24 protein-coding genes and 1 pseudogene are annotated in these 21,860 nt (G+C 57.5%); 19 read left to right on the plus strand and 6 right to left on the minus strand.

Annotated features, from left to right (window positions below; translation table 11 throughout):
- Positions 1–34: 34 nt before the first annotated feature.
- A complete protein-coding gene (cysS, locus tag IFU29_RS08820) occupies positions 35–1,423 on the minus strand; it encodes a cysteine--tRNA ligase (RefSeq protein ID WP_191933575.1) in 1,389 nt (462 codons plus the stop codon).
- Positions 1,424–1,660: 237 nt separating this feature from the next.
- On the opposite strand from cysS, the gene ppiB reads away from it, so the two are divergent.
- The 4 genes from ppiB to purK all read left to right on the plus strand — a co-directional run bounded on the left by ppiB (position 1,661) and on the right by purK (position 4,593).
- Entirely contained in the window at positions 1,661–2,155 is a 495-nt protein-coding gene (ppiB, locus tag IFU29_RS08825) for a peptidylprolyl isomerase B (protein WP_062745124.1), read from the plus strand.
- On the plus strand, positions 2,155–2,871 hold the full coding sequence (gene lpxH / locus IFU29_RS08830; protein WP_191933576.1) for a UDP-2,3-diacylglucosamine diphosphatase: 717 nt from the start codon (positions 2,155–2,157) through the stop codon (positions 2,869–2,871). The genes ppiB and lpxH overlap by 1 nt, the downstream gene beginning before the upstream one ends.
- Before the next feature lie 148 nt (positions 2,872–3,019).
- On the plus strand, positions 3,020–3,529 hold the full coding sequence (gene purE / locus IFU29_RS08835) for a 5-(carboxyamino)imidazole ribonucleotide mutase (protein WP_062745120.1): 510 nt from the start codon (positions 3,020–3,022) through the stop codon (positions 3,527–3,529).
- Complete coding sequence (purK, locus tag IFU29_RS08840; protein WP_191933577.1) at positions 3,526–4,593, plus strand: 5-(carboxyamino)imidazole ribonucleotide synthase; 1,068 nt, start codon at positions 3,526–3,528, stop codon at positions 4,591–4,593. The genes purE and purK overlap by 4 nt, the downstream gene beginning before the upstream one ends.
- An 83-nt stretch (positions 4,594–4,676) precedes the next feature.
- On the opposite strand, the gene ybbP is transcribed toward purK, so the two are convergent.
- Both ybbP and ybbA read right to left on the minus strand, forming a co-directional pair.
- Entirely contained in the window at positions 4,677–7,094 is a 2,418-nt protein-coding gene (gene ybbP / locus IFU29_RS08845; protein WP_191933578.1) for a putative ABC transporter permease subunit YbbP, read from the minus strand.
- The gene (gene ybbA / locus IFU29_RS08850; RefSeq protein ID WP_191933579.1) at positions 7,091–7,777 is read right to left on the minus strand and encodes a putative ABC transporter ATP-binding protein YbbA; all 687 of its coding nucleotides are present in this window, start codon (positions 7,775–7,777) and stop codon (positions 7,091–7,093) included. The genes ybbP and ybbA overlap by 4 nt, the downstream gene beginning before the upstream one ends.
- On the opposite strand from ybbA, the gene tesA reads away from it, so the two are divergent.
- From tesA to IFU29_RS08890, 8 genes are all read left to right on the plus strand, one after another.
- On the plus strand, positions 7,748–8,371 hold the full coding sequence (tesA, locus tag IFU29_RS08855; protein ID WP_191933580.1) for a multifunctional acyl-CoA thioesterase I/protease I/lysophospholipase L1: 624 nt from the start codon (positions 7,748–7,750) through the stop codon (positions 8,369–8,371). The genes ybbA and tesA overlap by 30 nt on opposite strands.
- Positions 8,372–8,402: 31 nt before the next feature.
- A complete protein-coding gene (locus IFU29_RS08860) occupies positions 8,403–9,173 on the plus strand; it encodes an SDR family oxidoreductase (protein ID WP_191933581.1) in 771 nt (256 codons plus the stop codon).
- Positions 9,174–9,242: 69 nt separating this feature from the next.
- Positions 9,243–10,100, plus strand: coding sequence for a co-chaperone YbbN (locus IFU29_RS08865; RefSeq protein ID WP_191933582.1), 858 nt, complete (start codon positions 9,243–9,245; stop codon positions 10,098–10,100).
- Between the two features lie 378 nt (positions 10,101–10,478).
- A complete protein-coding gene (locus tag IFU29_RS08870) occupies positions 10,479–10,748 on the plus strand; it encodes a hypothetical protein (protein WP_191933583.1) in 270 nt (89 codons plus the stop codon).
- The gene (locus IFU29_RS08875; protein ID WP_191933584.1) at positions 10,745–10,990 is read left to right on the plus strand and encodes a hypothetical protein; all 246 of its coding nucleotides are present in this window, start codon (positions 10,745–10,747) and stop codon (positions 10,988–10,990) included. The genes IFU29_RS08870 and IFU29_RS08875 overlap by 4 nt, the downstream gene beginning before the upstream one ends.
- A 139-nt stretch (positions 10,991–11,129) precedes the next feature.
- Entirely contained in the window at positions 11,130–11,993 is an 864-nt protein-coding gene (locus IFU29_RS08880; RefSeq protein ID WP_191933585.1) for a hypothetical protein, read from the plus strand.
- A 154-nt stretch (positions 11,994–12,147) separates the two neighbouring features.
- Positions 12,148–13,062, plus strand: coding sequence for an SPFH domain-containing protein (locus IFU29_RS08885; protein ID WP_191933586.1), 915 nt, complete (start codon positions 12,148–12,150; stop codon positions 13,060–13,062).
- Positions 13,062–13,514: an NfeD family protein gene (locus IFU29_RS08890; protein ID WP_191933587.1), complete on the plus strand. Its 453-nt coding sequence runs from the start codon at positions 13,062–13,064 to the stop codon at positions 13,512–13,514. The genes IFU29_RS08885 and IFU29_RS08890 overlap by 1 nt, the downstream gene beginning before the upstream one ends.
- Here the strand turns inward: IFU29_RS08890 and cueR are convergent.
- The gene (gene cueR / locus IFU29_RS08895) at positions 13,511–13,921 is read right to left on the minus strand and encodes a Cu(I)-responsive transcriptional regulator (RefSeq protein ID WP_191933588.1); all 411 of its coding nucleotides are present in this window, start codon (positions 13,919–13,921) and stop codon (positions 13,511–13,513) included. The genes IFU29_RS08890 and cueR overlap by 4 nt on opposite strands.
- A 95-nt stretch (positions 13,922–14,016) precedes the next feature.
- Here cueR and IFU29_RS22795 point away from each other — a divergent pair, with 95 nt between their 5' ends.
- The 5 genes and pseudogenes from IFU29_RS22795 to ybaK all read left to right on the plus strand — a co-directional run bounded on the left by IFU29_RS22795 (position 14,017) and on the right by ybaK (position 16,979).
- Positions 14,017–14,259 (plus strand): cation transporter, encoded by a 243-nt coding sequence (locus IFU29_RS22795; protein WP_423244823.1) that lies wholly within the window; start codon positions 14,017–14,019, stop codon positions 14,257–14,259.
- 93 nt (positions 14,260–14,352) lie between these two features.
- Positions 14,353–14,640, plus strand: coding sequence for a cation transporter (locus IFU29_RS22800; protein ID WP_423244824.1), 288 nt, complete (start codon positions 14,353–14,355; stop codon positions 14,638–14,640).
- Positions 14,573–15,430 (plus strand): annotated as a pseudogene (locus IFU29_RS22805) (HAD-IC family P-type ATPase); the annotation flags it as partial. The gene IFU29_RS22800 and the pseudogene IFU29_RS22805, both read left to right, overlap by 68 nt.
- Positions 15,431–15,517: 87 nt before the next feature.
- Positions 15,518–16,321: a TraB/GumN family protein gene (locus IFU29_RS08905; protein ID WP_191933589.1), complete on the plus strand. Its 804-nt coding sequence runs from the start codon at positions 15,518–15,520 to the stop codon at positions 16,319–16,321.
- 178 nt (positions 16,322–16,499) lie between these two features.
- The gene (gene ybaK / locus IFU29_RS08910) at positions 16,500–16,979 is read left to right on the plus strand and encodes a Cys-tRNA(Pro)/Cys-tRNA(Cys) deacylase YbaK (RefSeq protein ID WP_191933590.1); all 480 of its coding nucleotides are present in this window, start codon (positions 16,500–16,502) and stop codon (positions 16,977–16,979) included.
- On the opposite strand, the gene IFU29_RS08915 is transcribed toward ybaK, so the two are convergent.
- Positions 16,976–17,842 carry a LysR substrate-binding domain-containing protein gene (locus tag IFU29_RS08915; protein WP_191933591.1) on the minus strand — a complete coding sequence of 289 codons (867 nt, stop codon included), beginning with the start codon at positions 17,840–17,842 and terminating at the stop codon, positions 16,976–16,978. The genes ybaK and IFU29_RS08915 overlap by 4 nt on opposite strands.
- 88 nt (positions 17,843–17,930) lie before the next feature.
- On the opposite strand from IFU29_RS08915, the gene IFU29_RS08920 reads away from it, so the two are divergent.
- The gene (locus tag IFU29_RS08920) at positions 17,931–18,365 is read left to right on the plus strand and encodes a multidrug/biocide efflux PACE transporter (RefSeq protein WP_191933592.1); all 435 of its coding nucleotides are present in this window, start codon (positions 17,931–17,933) and stop codon (positions 18,363–18,365) included.
- Positions 18,366–18,412: 47 nt separating this feature from the next.
- Here the strand turns inward: IFU29_RS08920 and ushA are convergent, their stop codons facing one another.
- Positions 18,413–20,167: a bifunctional UDP-sugar hydrolase/5'-nucleotidase UshA gene (ushA, locus tag IFU29_RS08925; protein WP_191933593.1), complete on the minus strand. Its 1,755-nt coding sequence runs from the start codon at positions 20,165–20,167 to the stop codon at positions 18,413–18,415.
- Positions 20,168–20,341: 174 nt separating this feature from the next.
- On the opposite strand from ushA, the gene IFU29_RS08930 reads away from it, so the two are divergent.
- Positions 20,342–21,541, plus strand: coding sequence for an MFS transporter (locus IFU29_RS08930; RefSeq protein ID WP_191933594.1), 1,200 nt, complete (start codon positions 20,342–20,344; stop codon positions 21,539–21,541).
- Positions 21,542–21,860: the final 319 nt, after the last annotated feature.

The following is a 21,860-nucleotide window of genomic DNA, read 5'->3' on the forward strand; positions in this document are numbered from 1 at the left end:
GGACAGGGGCGCAGCATACCGCGCCCCGGAGAGATTACTTACGACGCCAGCGGGTGCCGCCTGCACCGTCTTCCAGCACAATGCCCATTGCATTAAGCTTGTCACGCGCGACATCGGCCTGCGCCCAGTCTTTTGCCAGACGCGCATCAATACGCATCTGGATCAGCGCTTCAATCTGCGCTACTTCTTCATCATTGATGTTCACGCCGTTTTGCAGGAACTGCTCCGGATCCTGCTCAAGCAGGCCAAGTACGCCCGCCAGCACGCGCAGGCGTGCTGCCAGCCCTTCAGCAGCGGTTTTGTCGGTATCCTTCAGGCGGTTGACTTCGCGCGCCAGGTCAAACAGAACCGAGTAGGCTTCCGGGGTGTTGAAGTCATCATTCATGGCGGCACGGAAACGGTCTTCAAACTCTTCCCCACCGGCAACTTCGGCACTGGCGTCGGTGTTACGGATAGCGATGTAGAGGCGCTCCAGCGCCGAGCGTGCCTGATTCAGGTTATCTTCGCCGTAGTTCAGCTGGCTGCGATAGTGACCGGACATCAGGAAGTAACGTACGGTTTCTGCATCGTAGTGCGCCAGCACATCGCGCACGGTAAAGAAGTTGTTCAGTGATTTTGACATCTTCTCACGGTCAACCATCACCATGCCGGAGTGCATCCAGACGTTCACATACGGACCATCATGGGCGCAGGTGGACTGGGCGATCTCGTTTTCATGGTGGGGGAACATCAGGTCAGAGCCGCCGCCGTGGATGTCAAAGTGTTCACCCAGCTGCTTGCAGTTCATGGCTGAACATTCGATGTGCCAGCCCGGACGGCCCATTCCCCACGGGGACTCCCAGCCGGGTTCGTCGGCTTTTGACATCTTCCACAGCACGAAGTCCATCGGATTACGCTTCACATCTGCCGCGACTTCCACGCGGGCACCGGCCTGAAGCTGATCGAGATCCTGTCGCGACAGTGAGCCGTAGTGAGGGTCGCTGTCAACGGAGAACATCACATCCCCATTGCTGGCAACATAGGCATGTTCGCGGGCAATCAGCTTGCTGACTAACTCAACTATCTCAGGAATGTGGCGTGTTGCGCGCGGTTCCAGGTCCGGCGGCAGGATATTCAGCGCGGCGAAATCCTTGTGCATCTCAGCAATCATGCGATTGGTCAGTTGCTCAATGGTCTCACCGTTTTCATTCGCACGTTTGATGATTTTGTCATCAATATCGGTGATGTTACGCACATAGTTCAGCTCATAGCCGCTGTAACGCAGGTAACGAGCGACCACATCAAATGCCGCGAAGGTTCTGCCGTGTCCGATATGACAGAGGTCGTAAACGGTAATGCCACACACGTACATCCCGATTTTACCGGCATGAATAGGTTTAAATTCCTCTTTTTGACGACTCAGGGTGTTGTAAATCTTTAGCATTGAGACATTCCGTTTTAAACGTGTGCGGGATTAGCGAAAAAATGGCGAAGTAAATATTCTGACGTATTCTTACCTTCAGCGCGGCGCAAAGCAAGGTTATCTGCGTTTCCTTTATGAAGGGGAGGCTGACGAGCTATCACATTTTGTGATATAAGAGCCGTCTGTCGCACGGGACAGACTCCAGTCTCAGTTCCCGGCGCTCAATGTTAAATACTCCAACCCTGACAGGATGAGAATATGGTCACTTTCCAGACTAATCATGGCGATATCGTCATCAAGACTTTCGATGATAAAGCGCCGGCTACCGTTAAAAACTTCCTTGAGTACTGCCGCGAAGGTTTTTACGACAACACCATCTTCCACCGTGTGATCAACGGCTTTATGATCCAGGGCGGCGGTTTTGAACCGGGCATGAAGCAGAAAGACACCAAAGAAGAGATCCGCAACGAAGCGGGTAACGGCCTGAAGAACACCAAAGGCACCCTGGCGATGGCCCGTACTCAGGCGCCACACTCTGCGACCGCCCAGTTCTTCATCAACGTGGCTGACAACGACTTCCTGAACTTCCGTGACGAAAGCCTGCAGGGCTTCGGTTACTGCGTGTTTGCCGAAGTGGTTGAAGGCATGGACGTGGTTGAGAAAATCAAAGCCGTGGCTACCGGCCGCAGCGGGATGCACCAGGACGTGCCAAAAGACGACGTGATCATTCAGAAAGTCACCGTCAGCGAATAATGTCGCATACGCTGTTTATCGCAGATATCCATCTGTGTACTGAAGAACCGGCTATTACAGCCGGTTTTCTGCATTTTTTACGCCGTGAAGCACAGCACGCCGACGCGCTGTATATTCTCGGTGACCTGTTTGAAGCCTGGATCGGTGACGATGACCCGAACCCGCTTCATGCCGAGGTCGCACACGCCCTGCGCCAGCTGCCCGTTCCCTGCTATTTTATTCACGGTAATCGCGACTTTCTGCTGGGCAAACGTTTTGCCAAAGCCAGCGGTATGACGCTGCTGCCGGAAGAGCAGGTGCTGGACCTGTACGGCAGGCGCGTGCTGATTATGCATGGCGATACCCTGTGTACCGACGATCAAGGCTATCTGCGTTTTCGCGCAAAGGTCCAGCAGCGCTGGCTGCAGACGCTGTTCCTCGCCCTGCCCCTCTTTGTCCGTCAGCGTATCGCCCTGAAAATGCGCGCCGGCAGCCGTCAGGCTAACAGCAGCAAATCTCAGGAAATCATGGACGTCAATCAGCAGGCGGTAGTGGCGGCGATGTCAGGCCATCAGGTGCAGTGGCTGATCCACGGTCACACCCATCGCCCGGCCGTTCATCCCCTGCTGATCCAGGGTCAGGCGGCTGAACGCCTGGTGCTCGGTGCCTGGCATGAAGAAGGGTCAATGATCAAAGTCAGCCCTGACGAGATAAGCCTGATCTCCTTCCCGTTCTGATGCAAAAATCTGAGTGAAAACGGCGGTACTTGACGCTACGCAACCGTTTTCCTCACCGCGCAGTCGTGATATTCTCTTTGCCCTTCCCATCGGGTCGCCCTGTTGAGCGGCCCTGGTGACGTTTTACAATCACAGGAGTCAGACCCGCATGACATCGAACGCCGCACCGGCCCGCATTGCTATTGTTATGGGTTCCAAAAGTGACTGGGCAACCATGCAATTTACGGCGGAAATCCTTACCAGCCTGGACGTTCCCTTTCACTGCGAAGTGGTGTCTGCACACCGCACGCCGGACAAACTCTTCAGCTTTGCCGAACAGGCCGCCGGTAACGGCTATCAGGTGATTATCGCCGGCGCAGGCGGGGCAGCCCACCTGCCGGGCATGCTGGCGGCGAAAACGCTGGTGCCGGTACTGGGTGTTCCGGTGCAGAGCGCGGCCCTGAGCGGCGTCGACAGCCTCTACTCTATTGTACAAATGCCGCGTGGCATTCCGGTGGGCACGCTGGCAATCGGTAAAGCCGGCGCTGCCAATGCGGCCCTGCTGGCGGCACAGATCCTCGCGCTGCATGATGCCGGGCTGGCCGATCGCCTGAATCACTGGCGTCAGAGCCAGACCGACGAAGTGCTGAATAACCCGGACCCGCGGGAGGAAGCATGAAGCCGGTCTGCGTATTAGGTAACGGCCAGCTGGGGCGTATGCTGCGCCAGGCAGGTGAACCTCTGGGTATTGCCGTCTATCCGGTGGGCCTGGATGCGGAACCCGAATCCCTGCCCATTGCGCAGAGCGTGATCACTGCTGAAATCGAGCGCTGGCCTGAAACGGCATTAACCCGTGAACTGGCGGGCCATAATGCCTTTGTTAACCGCGATATCTTCCCACTGCTGGCCGATCGTCTGACCCAGAAACAGCTGCTGGACCGGCTGGGCCTGGCAACCGCGCCGTGGCAGTTGCTCTCCAGTGCAGATGAGTGGGCGCAGGTATTCACCACGCTGGGCCCGCTGGCCATCGTTAAACGCCGCACAGGTGGCTATGACGGTCGCGGCCAGTGGCGACTGCACGCCGGTGAAACCGAATCACTGCCCGCTGACTGCTACGGCGAGTGCATCGTTGAACAGGGGATCAATTTCTCCGGCGAAATGTCGCTGGTTGGCGCGCGCGGCCACGACGGGCATACCGTGTTTTACCCGCTGACACATAACCTGCATCAGGACGGCATTCTGCGTACCAGCGTCGTGCTGCCGGACGTAAACGAGCAGCATCAGCAGCAGGCCGAGCGTATGCTGTCTGCCATCATGAATGAACTGAACTACGTCGGCGTGATGGCGATGGAGTGTTTCGTGGTACCGGAAGGTTTGCTGATCAACGAGCTGGCACCGCGCGTACACAACAGCGGTCACTGGACGCAGAACGGCGCATCCATCAGCCAGTTTGAGCTGCATCTGCGGGCTATTCTCGACCTTCCACTGCCAACGCCTGTCGTCAGCACACCCTCGGTGATGGTCAACCTGATTGGCACCGACGTCAATCTGGCATGGCTGGGGCAGCCGCTGGTACACCTGCACTGGTATGAGAAGGAAGTACGAGCCGGGCGTAAAGTGGGCCACCTGAATCTGTCCGACGTCAGCCCACAGGCCCTCAGCCATGCGCTGAACGCGCTGGTGCCGCTGCTGCCGGAAGAATACGCCAGCGGGATTGCCTGGGCGGTTGAAAAGCTTGGGTAATGTTACGGGCTGACTACCACAGAAGGTCAGCCCCGACATAGTCTGGCGCAGGGTCGAGCTTTTTTCCGGCCGACCCGTCTTCCTTATCCCGCGTAATACCCTCTGAACAGCGCTTTCCCTTTCAGTAAGCGCACACCCAACCAGCCGCCGCACAGCGACAACAGGACGGCACCGGTTAACGGCAGTACCAGCCACAGCGTAAAATCAGGCTGCCACGGGAAGTCAAACACCTTACGCTGCAGCCCCCACAGCGCAGCCTCTGCCCCGATAGCCGCCGCCACGCCGGACACTACGCCCAGCAGCGCAAACTCGCACCACAGCGTGCCGCGCAAAAGTCGGATGCTGGCCCCGAGCGTGCGAAAGACCACCAGCTCCTGGCGGCGCTGACGCATACCCACCTGAATTTGTGCCAGTAACAGCAGCACGCCGCAGGCGGTCACCAGGATAACCATGATCTCCAGTGCCTGGCTGACCTGCGCCAGCACCTGCCCTATCTGCTTCAGAATACTGCCAATATCCAGCAGGCTGAGCGTCGGGAACTGGCGGTTTAACTGCGCCAGCGTGGCGTTGTCATTGTCCATTCTGAAGCTGGTCAGCCAGGTCTGCGGCTGTCCGTCCAGCGCACCCGGCGGGAAGATAAAGAAAAAGTTTGGCTTCAGGCTCTCCCAGTCCACCTTGCGCATGCTGCTGATTTTGGCACTGAACTCCTGGGTATCCCCGCTAAAGGTGACGGTATCCCCCAGCTTCACACCGAGCCGCCCGGCCAGCTCCTGTTCAATCGACACTTCTCCCTTTTTCGGCGGCCAGGTGCCTGAAGTCATCGGATTGTGATCCGGCAGATCTTTCTGCCAGGTGAGGTTCAGCTCCCGGTTGAGGGACTCATCCAGCGCCGGGTCGGCCAGCTTTTCATTAATGCTGGTCAGCCGCACGCGCGCCACCGGATAGAAGGTTTCTGCCCTGACCTGATGCTGCTGCAGGAAGGCCTGCACCTGCGGCACCTGCTGTTCGGTCATGTTCAGCAGAAAATAGTTCGGACTGCCCGGCGGCAGCTGCTGCTGCCAGCGTTCCAGCAGATCGCCCCGCATCACCAGCAGCAGCGCCAGCAGCATAAACGACAGCGAGAAGGCCGCCAGCTGGCTGAGTGTGGTCCACGGCTGGCGCAGCAGCCGGTTGACTGCCAGGCGAAATGCCAGATTACGCAGGGTCAGACGGCGCAGCAGCAGCAGCCCACCCCAGCCAATCGCGCCCAGCAGTAAGGAGAGCAGCACAATCCCCGCCACCAGCGCCCACAGCAGCTTGCTGCCCCCCACCAGCAGCGCCAGCAGGCCAACCACCACCAGCGCCATGACGGGCAGATAGAACTTCAGCGGCCAGAGGTTGGCCACCGCATCGCGGCGCAGGACGCGCAGCGGCTGGGTCGCCAGCAGCAGACGGTAAGGACGCAACCCGACCAGCAGAGAGATGACAAACAGCGATCCAACAGCCCACAGCCATGGCCAGGCACTGGCGGCCGGCAGCTCACCGGGCAGCACCGGGCGCAGCATACTTAACAGTACGGCTTCAAAGCCCAGGCCGATTGCGCTGCCCACCACGGCCGCCAGCAGCAGCACCGACAGCCACTGGCCGATAATCAATTTACGCAGTGCCGCCCGGTTGGCACCGAGCGTTTTCAGCACTGCCACCAGATCGTAGCGGCTGCGGCAGTAGTGATTCATTGCCACCGCCACGGCGGCAATGGCCAGCATCAGGGTCAACAGGGCTGACAATAGCAGGAACTGCTGGGCGCGCTGCATCGACTTGCCCAGTGCATCCTCACTGTTCTCCACGCTGATCCAGCGCTGATCCGCCGTGATCCGCGAGGCGATATAACGGTCATAGCGCGCCAGCTGCGCGGGCGTACCGGAAAATTTATAGCGCCAGGTGATGCGGCTGCCGGGCTGGATCGCACCGGTCTTTTCTACATCCGCCAGATTCATCAGCAGACGCGGTGCAGTCTGGAACGGGTTAAAGCCCGCATCCGGCTCCTGCACCACCTCCCCCCCGATACGCAGGGTGGCATCCCCCACGTCCAGTTGGTCCCCGGCTTTACGCTCCAGCAATGCCAGCAGACGCGGTGCGGCCAGCACGGTGCCCGCCACCGGTTTCAGCCCGGCAGGCACCGTGGTCAGTTGCCCGAACATCGGGTAAAGATCGTCGACGGCTTTGACCGAAGCCAGCTGCGGCGTATCGCCTGCAAAGGTCATGGTCATAAAGGTCAGCTGACGTCCGACCTGCAGTCCGTCCGCACGCGCCTGTTCAAGCCATTCAGCGGGCACCTCTTTGCCGCTGCGCAATGTGCGGTCACCCGCCATAAAGTCACGGCTCTGCTGGCTTAAGCCTTTTTCCATGCGGTCGCTGAGTGAACCGAGAGCCAGCACGCAGGCCACTGCCAGAGTCAACGCCAGCCAGACAATCAGCAGCGAGGGGGATTTCCACTCGCGCCAGAACCAGCGCCAGATCATGCTTCCTCCCACAGCTTGCCGTCGCGCAGCCGCAGGCGGCGGTCACAGCGCGCAGCCAGCTGTTCATCATGCGTAACGAGGATCAGCGTGGTGGCATAGTCCCGGTTCATTGAAAACAGCAGGTCGGCAATACGGTCACCGGTTTTCCGGTCAAGATTGCCGGTGGGTTCATCGGCAAAGAGCAACGCCGGCCGGCCGTTAAAGGCACGGGCCAGCGCCACACGCTGCTGTTCCCCCCCGGAGAGCTGCGCAGGGAGGTGGCTCAGACGTTCACCGAGGCCAAGCTGGGCAAGGAGCGCGGCTGCCTGCTCCCGGCTTTTACGGTCACTGTCGCCGCGCAGCAGCGCCGGAAGCTGCACGTTTTCCTGAGCGTTGAGCGTGGGGACCAGCATGAAAGACTGGAAAACAAAGCCGACATTTTTCGCGCGCAGTTCGGCCCGCTGCTCTTCATTCATCTGGTGCAACGGCTGACCAAGCATCATCACTTCGCCTTCCGTACCGTCGTCCAGGCCGGCAAGAATACCCAGCAGCGTTGACTTGCCCGATCCCGACTCACCGATCAGGGCGAGTGTCTCAGCCGGTTTGACAACCAGCTCAACTCCGGTAAGGATGGAAAGCTGATGCTCACCCTGACCGACGGACTTACTAAGACGATGAACTTCAAGAATGTTTTCCGCTGGCATTTGCCTTTCCTGTTCTTATTGGCGTTTATGACGCTGCGCGCGACGGCGGCAGACACACTGCTGGTGCTGGGCGACAGTCTGAGCGCCGGTTACCGCATGTCCGCCAGTGCCGCATGGCCTGCGTTACTCAATGATAAATGGCAAAAATCCCCTACCATTATTAACGGTAGCATAAGCGGCGACACCGCGACGCAGGGGCGGGCGCGTTTGCCCGCGCTGCTGAAGCAACATCAGCCTCGCTGGGTACTGATTGAACTGGGTGGCAATGATGCCTTACGCGGTTTTGCCCCACAGCAGATCGAGCAGGATCTGGATCAGGCGATTAAACTGGCGCTGGCCGCCAAAGCGCAGCCGATTCTGATGCAGATACGTATACCGCCAAACTACGGAAAGCGTTATAGCGAATCCTTCGCTGCCATTTACCCCAGACTGGCGGAGAAGCATGCCATTCCCCTGTTGCCATTCTTTATGGAGCAGGTCTATCTGAAACCGGAATGGATGCAGGACGACGGTATTCATCCGAACCCTGCGGCACAGCCATTTATCGCCGATCTGATGGCCAAAAATCTGGCTCCCCTAGTTAAGCATGAGTGACCCGGCTCTGAGTGCCGTAACAGGTAAAGTTATGCAAAAAAGAATTGTTATTACCGGCAGTTCCAGCGGAATTGGCCTGGTGGCGGCCAACGATCTGCTGCGCCGGGGGTATCAGGTGATTGCGGCCTGCCGGAAACCGCAGGACGTCGCCCGGATGGATGCGCTGGGTTTTCAGGGTGTGTTGCTGGATCTGGATGACGCTGCCAGCGTCGAACGGGCTGCGGGAGAGATCCTCACCCTGTGCGGCGGGGTACTGCACGGTTTATTTAACAACGGCGGCTTTGGGGTCTATGGCCCGCTGCAGTCGGTGTCGCGCCAGCAGCTGGAGCAGCAGTTCTCCACTAATCTGTTTGGTACCCACCAGCTGACCGTGCTGCTGCTGCCGGCGCTGATCGCAGGCGTTGGCCGTATTATCAATACCAGCTCGGTGATGGGCCTGATTTCCACGCCGGGTCGCGGGGCCTATGCCGCCAGTAAGTACGCGCTGGAGGCCTGGTCGGATGCGCTGCGCATGGAGCTGCACAGCAGCGGCGTGCGCGTCAGTCTGATTGAGCCGGGCCCGATCCATACGCCGTTTACCGACAATGTCCGTCAGGCGCAGCAGGATAAGCCGGTACACAATCCCGGCATCGCCGCCCGCTTTACGCTACCGCCTGAGGCGATCCTGCCGAAACTTCGCCACGCGCTGGAAAGCCGCCGTCCGCGTCTGCGCTATCCGGTAACGCTAATCACGCATGCCATCGTAGTGCTACGCCGTTTACTGCCAGGCTGGCTGATGGACCGGTTTTTACGTCAGAATTAGTCGCCGCCCCTTGAAGCCGCGGCTCGCGCCCCAATACAGTAATAAACTTACGTGAAAAGAGACGAATTCATGTCACCACAAGCAACGATTGTAGAAATTAACGAAACCAACCTGCAGCAGACGCTGGAACAGTCGATGCAGATCCCGGTGCTGTTCTACTTCTGGTCTGAGCGCAGCCAGCACTGTCAGCAGCTGACGCCGTTGCTGGATCGTCTGGCGCAGGAGTATGCTGGCCAGTTTATTCTGGCCAGGCTGGACTGTGATGCCGAGCCCGCCGTGGCGCAGCAGTTTGGACTGCGTTCCCTTCCGACGGTCTATCTTTTCCAGAACGGTCAGCCCGTTGACGGTTTCCAGGGGCCGCAGCCGGAAGAAGCCGTCCGCGCCCTGCTGGAAAAAGTGCTGCCAAAAGAAGAAGAGCTGAAGGCGCAGCAGGCTATGCAGCTGATGGAAGAAGGCAAACTGATCGACGCCCTGCCCCTGCTGAAAGAGGCCTGGGCGCTGAGCAATCAGGGCAGCGATATCGGTTTTCTGCTGGCCGAAGTACTGATTGGCCTTAACCGCAGTGAAGAAGCCGAAGCGGTGCTGAAAGTGGTGCCACTGCAGGATCAGGATACCCGCTATCAGGGGCTGATCGCGCAGATTGACCTGCTGAAACAGGCAGCTGACACCCCGGAAATCCAGCAGCTGCAACAGCAGCTGGAAGCGGACCCCGATAATGCCGGGCTGGCCACGCAGCTGGCGCTGCAGTTTCACCAGGTCGGACGCAATGAAGAAGCCCTTGAACTGCTGTTCTCGCATCTGAAGAAAGACCTGGGTGCGGCCGACGGTCAGGCGCGTAAAATTTTGCAGGAGATCCTCGCAGCGCTCGGCACGGGTGATGCCCTGGCAGCAAAATACCGCCGCCAGCTCTACTCACTGCTCTACTGATATCACCGGGCCGGTGGCCATGCCGCCGGCTTACGCCCTGACTGTCAGGGGCATCCCTGCCAGGACAGTCTCTGCTCTCCCGCCTGCGCCTTAACACCGTCCCCCTTCCGATCCCCAGCCAGATAAAGGCTTCATTTACGCCACCCTGTCATTATTCACTATCAAGATGACTTATAAGACTGAATGAAATATCGTGAAAAAGTTGACTAAAGTCAGGTAGAGAAGACATTCAAATGACTAACATAAGTCATCGAAATACTTTACCCGCAATGACCACTCAATGATCCAGGCGTTAATTACAACCTCTGCAGAAAGATCGCGTTCGGGCGGCAGGTCAGCCAGCCCTGATCTGTTTTGTCCTGTTACCGGGAGGGCGAGATGACACCGGAACACCTGGCGCTGATCGCGGCATCACGTTCAGCCCTGCTGACGGCCCTCTGCGACAGCGAAAAATTTCACCGTGAGCACCGGGCGGCCTGCTTACAGCTTTCCCGGGCTGCACATCATGCCCTGTCGCTGACAGTGACGCTTGAGCGGGGCTCACTGGCACAGCAGGCTGACTATGCCCGGCTGCTGGAATGCCAGATGGTTTCCGTCCGTGCCTGTCAGGCGGCATTAAACACATTAACCCGGATGATAAGGCAATGACCCGATTTTCACAGTCTGTCAGCGACAGGATCGGCACAGAAGAACATCGCAACATGATGAGAGATATCTCTTCAGAGTTCGGTGATGAGATGTTAAAAACCCTGCTGCTGCTGAATGCGCGGCTGATGGGACTGAGTATGAGTGACCTGAAGTCCGTGGTGATCAGCGTGGTTGCACGGGACGAGACAACCCTGATCCTGAAGCGCGATAGCGAAAATGTTCACTTTGAGGTCAGCCATTAAGCCCCATCTAGCTAAACGCGGCACCGTTATAAGTCTGGCGGTAGAGATGGCAATGACCGGTAAGGCGGTCAGCCTCCTGACTTCCGCACGTTAAGATGTGATATCATGACTTATCCAGGTAAAGCGGAAAGTTTATAATATGTCACATATTTTCTTTGAGTTTGATCTTGAGCCTGGCGTTAAGTCAGTGGCAGATCTGAACTACGTACTGCGCGATCACGACAAAAAAACCGCCTTTGTGATGAGCGCCGAGGTGGCAAGATTTGTGAAAGATGCCCTTATTATTAATGACACCATTATCAGCTTTAAAAACTGCTGTTTCGCCTTTGAAAAAGGGGCGGAGTTCGTTGAATTTGACCACCAGGGTCACTCCGTTCGTTTTTCAGAACCGGTGCCGCCATGGTTTATCACGCCCGCGGTTTTTGCCCGCTCTGACTGGCTTGATAACCACGCCCTGGCCGACCTGGCCGCTCCCGAGTTTATCAAAGCCTTTAATGAAAAATTCCCGGATCTGCAGGATCGCAGAAAACACGCAGACTATCTTTTTGACCTTCAGCTGCAGAAGGAAACGCTATCGCCCACTGCCAGCAGCCGCTCTCCGGGTAATATACGCGGCAAATCCACCAAACCTAAAGTCACAGACCTGGGCTCCTTCCAGCTCTTCCAGCAATTTTTTGACCGGCTGAAGTCGGCCGTGATGGCGGATGAATTCCCGACGCTGAATGTCCTGACCGCCGCAGATGACGTGAGCAACGTGCCCGGCAGCTATCGTCAGGCGATCCGCACGGCCATGAAAGCAGTCACCCATGAGCTGCCGGTCAACAATAAGCGCCAGGCGGCAGGCAATCCGGCGCTGTTCTGCGCACCGGTTCGCGAAAAGATCGCTGAGATTGAAGCCATCGGGCTGGAGCCGTATTACCTGGCCCTGTCGCAGGCCATTGCGGAAGCAGAGGGGAGCTACATCGCCGATTTTTCCTTCCAGTACGGCGATCGCCGCCCCTGACCCTGTTCAGCAGGGTGGCGCTCTCTCTGGCGTTACCCTATCATCAGGGCTGTGATGGCGCTGGCTCGCCGTAAGGCAGCGCATCAGACAGGGCGTGCGGGAAAAAGGTCGCCCAAAAGACTTATTCATAATAACAATCTGGAGGTTATTTTTTATGTTGGCTGTGATCCCCGTCATTATCATTCTGGCCCTGATCCTCGTCTGGTCAGGGATTAAAATTGTCCCGCAGGGTTACCAGTGGACCGTTGAACGTTTTGGCCGCTACACCAATACGCTGCAGCCCGGCCTGAATCTGGTGATCCCCTTTATGGACCGCGTCGGGCGCAAAATTAATATGATGGAGCAGGTACTGGATATCCCGTCGCAGGAGATTATCTCAAAAGATAACGCCAGCGTGACGATTGATGCCGTCTGCTTTATTCAGGTTGTCGATCCGGCGCGTGCCGCCTATGAGGTCAGCAATCTTGAACTGGCGATCATCAACCTGACCATGACCAATATGCGTACCGTGTTGGGCTCAATGGAACTGGATGAAATGCTGTCACAGCGCGACAATATTAATACCCGCCTGCTGCATATTGTCGATGAAGCCACTAACCCGTGGGGCATTAAAATCACCCGTATTGAGATCCGCGATGTGCGCCCACCGGCAGAACTGATCGCCTCAATGAACGCACAGATGAAAGCTGAACGTACCAAGCGTGCCGACATTCTGGAAGCCGAAGGGGTGCGCCAGGCGGCGATCCTGCGTGCTGAAGGCGAGAAGCAGTCGCAGATCCTGAAAGCCGAAGGTGAACGTCAGTCGGCGTTTCTCGCCGCAGAAGCGCGTGAGCGTGGTGCTGAAGCCGAAGCGCAGGCCACTAAGATGGTGTCCGAGGCGATTGCCGCCGGTGACATCCAGGCGATCAACTACTTCGTGGCGCAGAAATATACCGATGCCCTGCAAAATATTGGCTCATCCGGCAACAGTAAAGTGGTGATGATGCCGCTGGATGCCAGCAGCCTGATGGGCTCTATTGCCGGGATCAGTGAGTTACTGGGTGAAAGCCGTGCGGAGCGTAAACGCTGATGATTGATGAGCTGCTTGCTAACCCCTGGTGGATATGGCTGAGCCTCGGCGGCCTGTTGCTGGCAGCAGAAATGCTGGGCACCAGCGGCTATCTGCTTTGGAGCGGCGTGGCAGCCGTTCTCGTCGGCCTGCTGGTGTGGCTGGTCCCCATGCCGTGGGAGTGGCAGGGGCTGAGCTTCGCCGCACTGACTATTCTCGCTGCGCTGTGGTGGTATCGCTGGCTTAAGCACCGCGACCGGCGACACCCTCCTTCCACGCTCAACCAGCGCGGCCAGCAGATGGTGGGCCGCCAGCTGACGCTGGATACCGCGCTGGTGAATGGATTTGGCCATGTGCGGATCGGGGATGGCAACTGGCGCGTACAGGCCGATGAGGATCTCCCTGCCGGCACGCCGATCACCGTGGTCGCGGTAGAGGGGATCACCCTGCGCATCGTGCCACGTTCCGTTTAGTCCGCTTTATCCCGCTGGCGGCAGCCGGCCAGGTGGTTAATGATCGGACACTCCGCGCCGTCATCCCCCGGGCAGCTGGCCGCCAGATCAAGCAGTTTCTGGCGCATCAGTTTAAGCTCAGAGATATGGGCTTCAATCTCCCTCACTTTATCAAGCGTCCGCGCCTTCACATCGGCGCTGTGGCGCGCGGGATCGTTAAACAGACTCACCATCTCCCGGCACTCATCAAGATTAAATCCCACCTGGCGGGCCTGACGCAGCAGCGTCAGCTCCTCAAGGTGCTTAGCACTGTAGCTGCGATAGCCGTTATCCGTCCGCAGCGGCGGCGTCACCAGGCCCTTCTCTTCGTAGAAACGAATCGCTTTGCTGGTTAAACCGGTCTTTTTTGCCACGTCGCTAATATTCATTTTTGCTCCTTGACCTTCCCCTTGATGGAAGGTTTAACCTCCATAATGAATCTATAAACCGCTCCGGGTCAAACCGGATCAACAGGAGTCATGATATGTCGCAAATCACTACTCTGGCGCTGGACGGTTTGTCCTGCGGCCACTGCGTTAAACGGGTTAAAGAGACGCTGGAACAGCGTGATGATGTGGAACAGGCGGAGGTGAGCATCACGGAAGCCCGTGTAACCGGGGAGGCCAGCGCCGGGGCGCTGATCGCCGCCGTTGAGCAGGCAGGCTATCATGCCAGCCTGGCCGCAGGCGTTTCCCACCCAAAGCCTGACACGCTGACAGAATCATAATCTCAGCCGGAAGCGCTGACAGCGTTAACGCCTGAGCTTCCGGCGCAGAACGCTTCCTCTTCCCATGACAGCTTCCAGCTACTGATCGGCGGCATGACCTGTGCCAGCTGCGTCAGCCGCGTACAAAATGCCCTGCAACAGGTTGCCGGCGTCAGTCAGGCTCGGGTCAACCTTGCCGAACACAGCGCGCTGGTGCTGGGGTCGGCATCGCCAGATGACCTGGTCAACGCCGTCAACTGTGCCGGGTATTGCGCTGAAATCATCGAAGATGATGTAAAAAGTCGGGAACATAGCAGCAAAACTCGCAGGCTGCCGTCAGGCCGCTGCCCTGGAGCAGGGTTCCAGCCATCCACTGGCGCGGGCGATTCTGGCCTGTGCTGAAGGGGTCAGTCTGCCCGATGTTGAGCAATTTCGTACAATACCCGGAATGGGCGTCAGCGGCATACTTGACGGCACGCCCCTGCTGCTGGGAAATCCGGCGCTGATGGCACAGCAGCAGGTCGTGACCGATGCCGCGACCACGCTGATTGCGCAGCAGGCGGCCAGCGGTGCGACGCCGGTGCTGCTGGCGGCAGGAGGAGAAATTGTTGCCCTGTTCGCCATCCGCGATCCGTTGCGTAAAGAGAGCATCAGCGCGCTGCAGCGGCTGCATAAACGCGGCTACCAGCTGGTGATGCTGACCGGTGATAACGCGGTCACGGCCGGGGCCATCGCTCGCAAAGCCGGTATCGATCGGGTGATCGCCGGGGTTCTGCCGGACGGAAAAGCCGAGGCGATCCGTGCCCTGCAACAGCAGGGGGAGCAGGTGGCGATGACTGGCGATGGCACTAACGATGCCCCCGCATTGGCGCAGGCCGATGTCGGTATTGCGATGGGCGGCGGCAGTGACGTCGCCATCGAAACCGCAGCCATCACGCTGATGCGTCAGGATCTGAACGCAGTGGCGGATGCCTTAGCCATCGCGCAGGCCACGCTGCGTAATATGAAACAGAATTTGCTCGGGGCATTTATCTACAACGCCTGCGGTATTCCGATTGCAGCGGGCGTGCTCTACCCCCTGACGGGGACGCTGCTGAGTCCGGTTGTGGCGGGGGCAGCAATGGCTCTGTCATCGATTACGGTGGTTAGTAATGCCAATCGCCTGATCCGCTACCGTCCGCCACAGGCGTAATTCTGTTCACGCGTGCGGCTTATTGCCCTGTCCGTCAGCGAGTTATCACGCTAGCATGGTGTGATTAACCGGATGAGGCAGAAAAACATGGGCAATGTTGGGCACAGGCTTCAGACATTATGGCGCCGGCTGTGGCCGGTCAGTTACCGCTATCCGGCGATGGATTTGCGTCTGGGAGGCAGCCATCTGCACCTGGTGGGCAGTATTCATATGGGCACGCACAATATGATGCCGCTGCCCGCCGTGCTGAATGAAAAACTCCGGCAGGCCGATGCGCTGATTGTCGAGGCCGATATTACCGCCGGGGCGTCCCCCTTCAGTGAGAGTGAGCGTTGCCCTTCACTGACCGAACGGCTCTCTGCTGCGCAACTGCCGCTGCTTCAGCGCTACTGTGAAGAAGCTGGCGTCGATATGGAGCGCATTGATACCCTTCCCGCCTGGCAGGTGGCACTGATGCTTCAGGCACAGCAGGCACAGCGGCTGGGGCTGCGTGCCGACTGTGGTATTGACTATCAGCTGTTAAAAGCCGCACGGGAACAGCAAAAAAGGGTGATTGAACTGGAAGGGCCGGAGACGCAGTTGGCACTGCTGAAATCCCTGCCGGAGAACGGGCTGCCGCTGTTAGAAGATACGCTTGTTCACTGGCAGACCAATGCCCGCCTGCTGCAAACAATGGTGAGCTGGTGGCTGGAAGCACCGCCGGGCAGTGCCGGAATGCTGGCGCTGCCCAGCACCTTCAGCAACAGTCTGAACGACCTGCTTATGCACCAGCGCAATCGCCAGTGGTGCCAGTTTTTACGCCAGCTGCCGCCAGGTCGCTATGTGGTTGCTGTCGGCGCACTGCACCTGTACGGCGAGGGAAATTTACCGGGACTGTTAGCGCAGAAATAAAAAAAAGGCCGATATCGCTATCGGCCCGTCAATAAGGACATATTTATGAATTTTAGTTATCGTCTCAGCGGTTAGGCTGACGCGGGCAAGATTGTCGCTCAAAGAGTGAACTTTCGCCAGTACTTTTCTTCATCAATGATGGCTGTTCCCTGTTATCCCCGACACAAGGTGAGTCGATATGACACCCGCCGTAAAACTGCTTGAAAAACAAAATATCGCCTTTACATTACACCCGTATGAGCATGACAGCAGCGAAACCCACTTCGGCGACGAGGCGGTGCGCAAGTTGAATCTGAACGCCGACCAGGTCTATAAAACCCTGCTGGTGGCGCTCAACGGCGATAACAAAACGCTGGCCGTGGCGGTCACGCCGGTAGCCGGGCAGCTCGACCTGAAGAAGGTGGCAAAAGCACTGGGTGCAAAAAAAGTCGAGATGGCCGACCCGCAGTTTGCACAGCGCAGCACCGGCTACCTGCTGGGTGGCATCAGCCCGCTGGGGCAAAAGAAACGGCTGCCAACGGTGATTGACCATCTGGCACCGCAGTTTGCTACCGTCTATATTTCCGGCGGCAAGCGCGGGCTGGATATTGAACTGTCACCGCAGGATCTGGCCCGGCTGCTGAACGCCAGTTTTGCTGATATCGCTAAACGTGATTAACCGGGTCGCTGGGCAAGCAGTTGATCGATCATCCAGCGCCCGGCCGGTCCCGGCGGCGTTCGCCGTGACCACACCACATCGACCTGAATGTTTTGCGGCCAGCCGGGCACCGGCAGCTCGCGCAGTTTCTGATGACCAAACTGCTGCGTCAGCCAGCGCGGCAGGATGCTCCAGCCAAATCCCTGCTCCGCCATCTCCAGCAGCAGCAGGTAGGACTGCGCCAGCCAGATTTTGCCCGCCGGGACGGGAGAACGTTCAATCCAGGTATTCAGCCGCAGCTGTCGCAGCGATTTCAGATCCGCTTCTGTCACCTTTTGTTGCTGCGCCAGCGGATGGTCCTGATGCAGATAAATCGCCATCTGCGCCTCAATTTGCAGGCGCTGCACGCTGATATCGGAAGGGTAATACTCCTGCACGCGCACCACGCCGATATGCGCACGGTTGCTCTGCAACAGGTCGATAACGTCAGCGTCTTCGGCGATCATGCACTCAAATTCAATATCGGGGTAGCGGGTGGAAAAGCGCTGCAACAGCGATTCATGGTAATCCGCCTGCCAGAAATCGGAGATCGCCAGCCGCAAGCACGGTTCCACCTCACCGGCAAGGCGGATCGCCAGCTCATCCAGCTGGGCTGAAGCAGCCAGGATCTCTTTAACCTGTGCCAGCGCCCGCTGCCCGTTTTCAGTCAATACCGGGTTACGCGACTCGCGGCTGAACAGGGTAAAACCCAGATCCTGTTCCAGATTTGCCACAGCGGTGCTGATGGTCGACTGGCTTTTACGCAGCGCCCGGGCCGCCGCCGAGAACGATCCGCTTTCGACGGTCTGTACAAAGGCTTCCAGTGACTCCGGTGAGTAACGCACAGGTGTATCGCTTTTTTCGATGGATAATCATTTTATCTTAGCAAATAAAACGTGGAAAATAGTGGTCAGAGTGAATTAAGGAGGACGTATGTCTGCTCGTAAGCTGAAAGAGCGTGTTTTTCATGCAGTAGGATTTGAGGTGCTGGCCATTGCCATCGTATCGCCGGTGGCCGCCTGGGTGATGAATAAACCGTTACTTCAGATGGGCGCACTGGCCATTATGCTGTCGACGGTGGCTATGATATGGAACATCATTTATAACGCCGGGTTTGACCGTCTGTATCCGCGTGACAAAGTGAAGCGCGGCCTCGCCCTGCGCATCATGCACGCGCTGGGTTTTGAAGGGGGATTTATCCTGATTGGTCTGCCGCTGGCGGCCTGGATGCTCGGCGTGTCGCTGTGGCAGGCATTTATGATTGAAGTCGCCTTCTTCCTGTTCTTCCTGCCGTATACCGTGGTGTATAACTGGCTGTACGACAAATTGCGCGAGCGCTTTATTGCCGCCCGTCGTCACCCGGCGTAAGGCGGGTCAGGGTCGACCGGAACAGGTCGACCCCATGGGTAACACGATTAATGCATTGCGGTATCTATCTTCGCCTGGCGCCACTTCTTAGGCGCCGGGGACGTCTCCTCCACGGAGGCCTTCTCAGCCTCAGCAGGTTTTTCCTCCGCCTTCTGGTAAACGATCTCCCCGGACGGCTGATACTTCGCCACGTCCAGCGGTGAATGGCTCTGGATATACTGCTTCAACACTTCAGCATCGACAAACCCGGTATTGACGTAACCCGGCAGCTTATCCACCAGCGGGTAGCCATCGCCCCCCGTCGCGTTAAAGCTCAGGGTCGCCATACGGTAGGTTTTATCAGCTTCCAGCGGTTTTCCGTTGATACGGATATCGCTGACGCCGCTGCCGTTGGCCGTCAGACTGACGCGGGCAAACTGCGCATAGGCGCCGGAATCCACCTGTTTATTGGCCACCACGGCGAGATACTGTTCCACTTCGCTGCCTTTCATATCCACATAGACCAGCTGATTGCCGAACGGCTGCACTTTGAGAACGTCTTTATAGGTGATCGGCCCCGCCTCAATGGAGTCGCGTACGCCACCGCCGCTCATAACCGCGAAGTCGGCCTGAGTGCGGTCGATCTGCCCTTCGAGGATCAGGCGCGCCATTGACGTCTGCACAAAGCGCACTTTGCTGCGATCGCCTTCCAGCCGCCCGTTAACGCTGCCGATGTTAATACCAAGCTGCGCTTCGCCCTTTTTCTGGAACGGGGTCAGTAATTTTTGCATCGCCGGATTTTTCGCTATCTCAGGCGTGTAGTTTACCCAGGTGGTGGTGCCGTCAGCATTTTTCACCTTGTGCTTCAGGTTAATCGGCACCAGCTCATAATGTTCCAGCGTCAGCTTACCGTTCAGGAAGGTGAAGTCCGCACGGCCGATATATTTGCCCCACTCGTGCGCCTGCACAATCCAGGTGCCGTTCTGACGATCCGGCGTACAAGGCGTGCCGGGCACGTAATCGGCCTGTTTCACATTCTCTTTCGCCATACAGACCGGATCCTGCGAGTGGCCTCCAACGATCATATCCAGGTAGCCAGCCGGCAGCTCACGCGCCATCTCAACGTCGCCCGGGGCATTGGAACCGTGCTGCCCATTGTCGTAGTGGCCCATATGCGTGGCGGCGATAATCACATCCGGCTTCTCTTTCGCCCGCAGCGCCTCGACTACCGCTTTCGCTTCCGTGGCCGGTTTGTGGAACACGATATCAGTGAAGTTTTCCGGATTGCCGATTTTCGCCGTGTCATCCGTGGTCAGACCGATGACGGCAATTTTCAGCCCCATGCGGTTAAACAGCGCATAGGGCTCAAACAGGCGTTTCCCGGTGCTTTTTTGATAAATATTGGCCGAGAGCAGCGGGAATTTGGCCCACTTCTGCTGCTGGCGCAGAACGGAGAGAGGATTATCAAATTCATGGTTGCCGATCGCCATTGCATCATAGCCAATCAGGTTCATACCGCGAAAGTCAGGTTCCGCATCCTGCAGGTCCGACTCCGGCACGCCGGTATTGATATCGCCGCCGGAGAGGATCAGCGTCGCCCCGCCGTGCGCCTGCACTTCATAACGGATCTGGTCCATCATGGTTTTTTGCGCCGCGAGGCCATATTCGCCCTGCTCGTTATTCCAGAAACGGCCGTGGTGATCGTTGGTATGCAACACGGTAAATTTATAGGTGCGATCTTTGACCCACGCCTGAGCCATCAGCGGCACGCTTAATAACGCCACCGTCATGACGCTGGCAAAACTTTTTTTGAATACTGGCACTCTGACCCTCCTTGTTGAACAACCCGGACTTAACGAAAATAATAATTTTTGTGACACTGGCCTGATTATGCCGCAGGATTAGCTCTAAAAGATAATTACTCCAGCTTATGTTGTGGGCAAGCTAACGGCTTTTCTCCGCACAATAAAAACATAAGACGATGACAGGTTAAATTAATGGCAAGCGATCGTACTCTTTCTTCCCCACAACCCCCCGTCAGGCGCACCGCTTTTGAGGTGCTTGGTGCCATCAGCGTGGCGCATTTACTCAACGATATGATCCAGTCACTGATTCTGGCGATTTACCCGCTGCTGCGTGAGGACTTTTCGCTGAGTTTTGTGCAGATAGGCCTGATCACGCTGACGTATCAGATGACCGCCTCGCTGTTACAGCCGCTGATTGGTTACTATACCGATAAGCATCCTCAGCCCTGGTCACTGCCTGTCGGCATGGGGTTCACCTTGTGTGGTCTGGTTCTGCTGGCTATGGCCAGTAATTTCCCGACAATCCTGGTGGCGGCGGCGCTGGTGGGCACCGGATCCTCCGTTTTCCATCCTGAGTCATCGCGCGTGGCCCGCATGGCCTCCGGCGGGCGGCACGGCCTGGCGCAGTCACTGTTCCAGGTCGGTGGCAATCTGGGCAGCTCACTCGGTCCCCTGCTGGCAGCGCTGATTATCGCGCCGTACGGTCGCGGTAACGTTGCCTGGTTCTCGCTGGCAGCCCTGCTGGCCATTATTGTGCTGTTGCAGATCAGTCGCTGGTATCAGCATCAGAATCGCGTGACTAAAGGCCATGCTGCCCCGGTGGTCAGCACGCTGCCGCGTCGCCAGGTGGCGTTTGCCATAACCATTCTGCTGGTACTGGTATTCTCGAAGTATTTCTATCTCACCAGCCTCAGCAGTTATTACACCTTCTACCTGATGCATAAATTCGGGCTTTCCGTGCAAAATGCCCAGCTCCATCTGTTTATGTTCCTGTTTGCCGTGGCGGCCGGTACTGTGGTGGGAGGACCGATTGGCGACAGAATTGGCCGTAAGCGGGTGATTTGGGTGTCGATTCTGGGCGTTGCCCCCTTTACCCTGATGCTGCCCTGGGTCAACTTGTGGTGGACCGGTGCGCTGTCGGTGGTGATAGGCTTTATTCTGGCCTCAGCATTTTCAGCCATTCTGGTGTATGCCCAGGAGCTGATGCCCGGACGTATCGGTATGGTTTCCGGCCTGTTTTTCGGTTTCTCCTTCGGAATGGGTGGGCTGGGTGCCGCCGTGCTGGGGGTGGTGGCCGACCGTCATGGCATCGAGCTGGTCTATCAAATCTGCGCTTACCTTCCCCTTCTGGGCATTCTTACGGCTTTCCTGCCTGATAACCGCCATAAATAGTCCCTTCCCGGTGCTAATCACTGTTTTTAGCACCGGTTCATCCTCCTGCAATGTCTGCCTTACACTCTGATAAGTGTATAAAATCGAACTCTCTGACAACTTTATCTCAGTAAATCATTTTTTTTGCCGTTATTACTCATAATGACAAGCGTCATCCCGGAATATGCCATACACTAAAAACTTACAACTGGACACAATTACACTCTGAATGATTTGAGTTGCTCGATAACGGCAAACCTGCGGGTCTCCTGGAGCTACAGTCAGCGAAATGACCCGGTTGTCGCCAACGCCTCCGCAACTTGATGTATCAAGGGTATGC

This window comes from Erwinia persicina (genome assembly GCF_014838825.1).
In the GTDB taxonomy this organism is placed as follows: Bacteria; Pseudomonadota; Gammaproteobacteria; order Enterobacterales; family Enterobacteriaceae; genus Erwinia; species Erwinia persicina_A.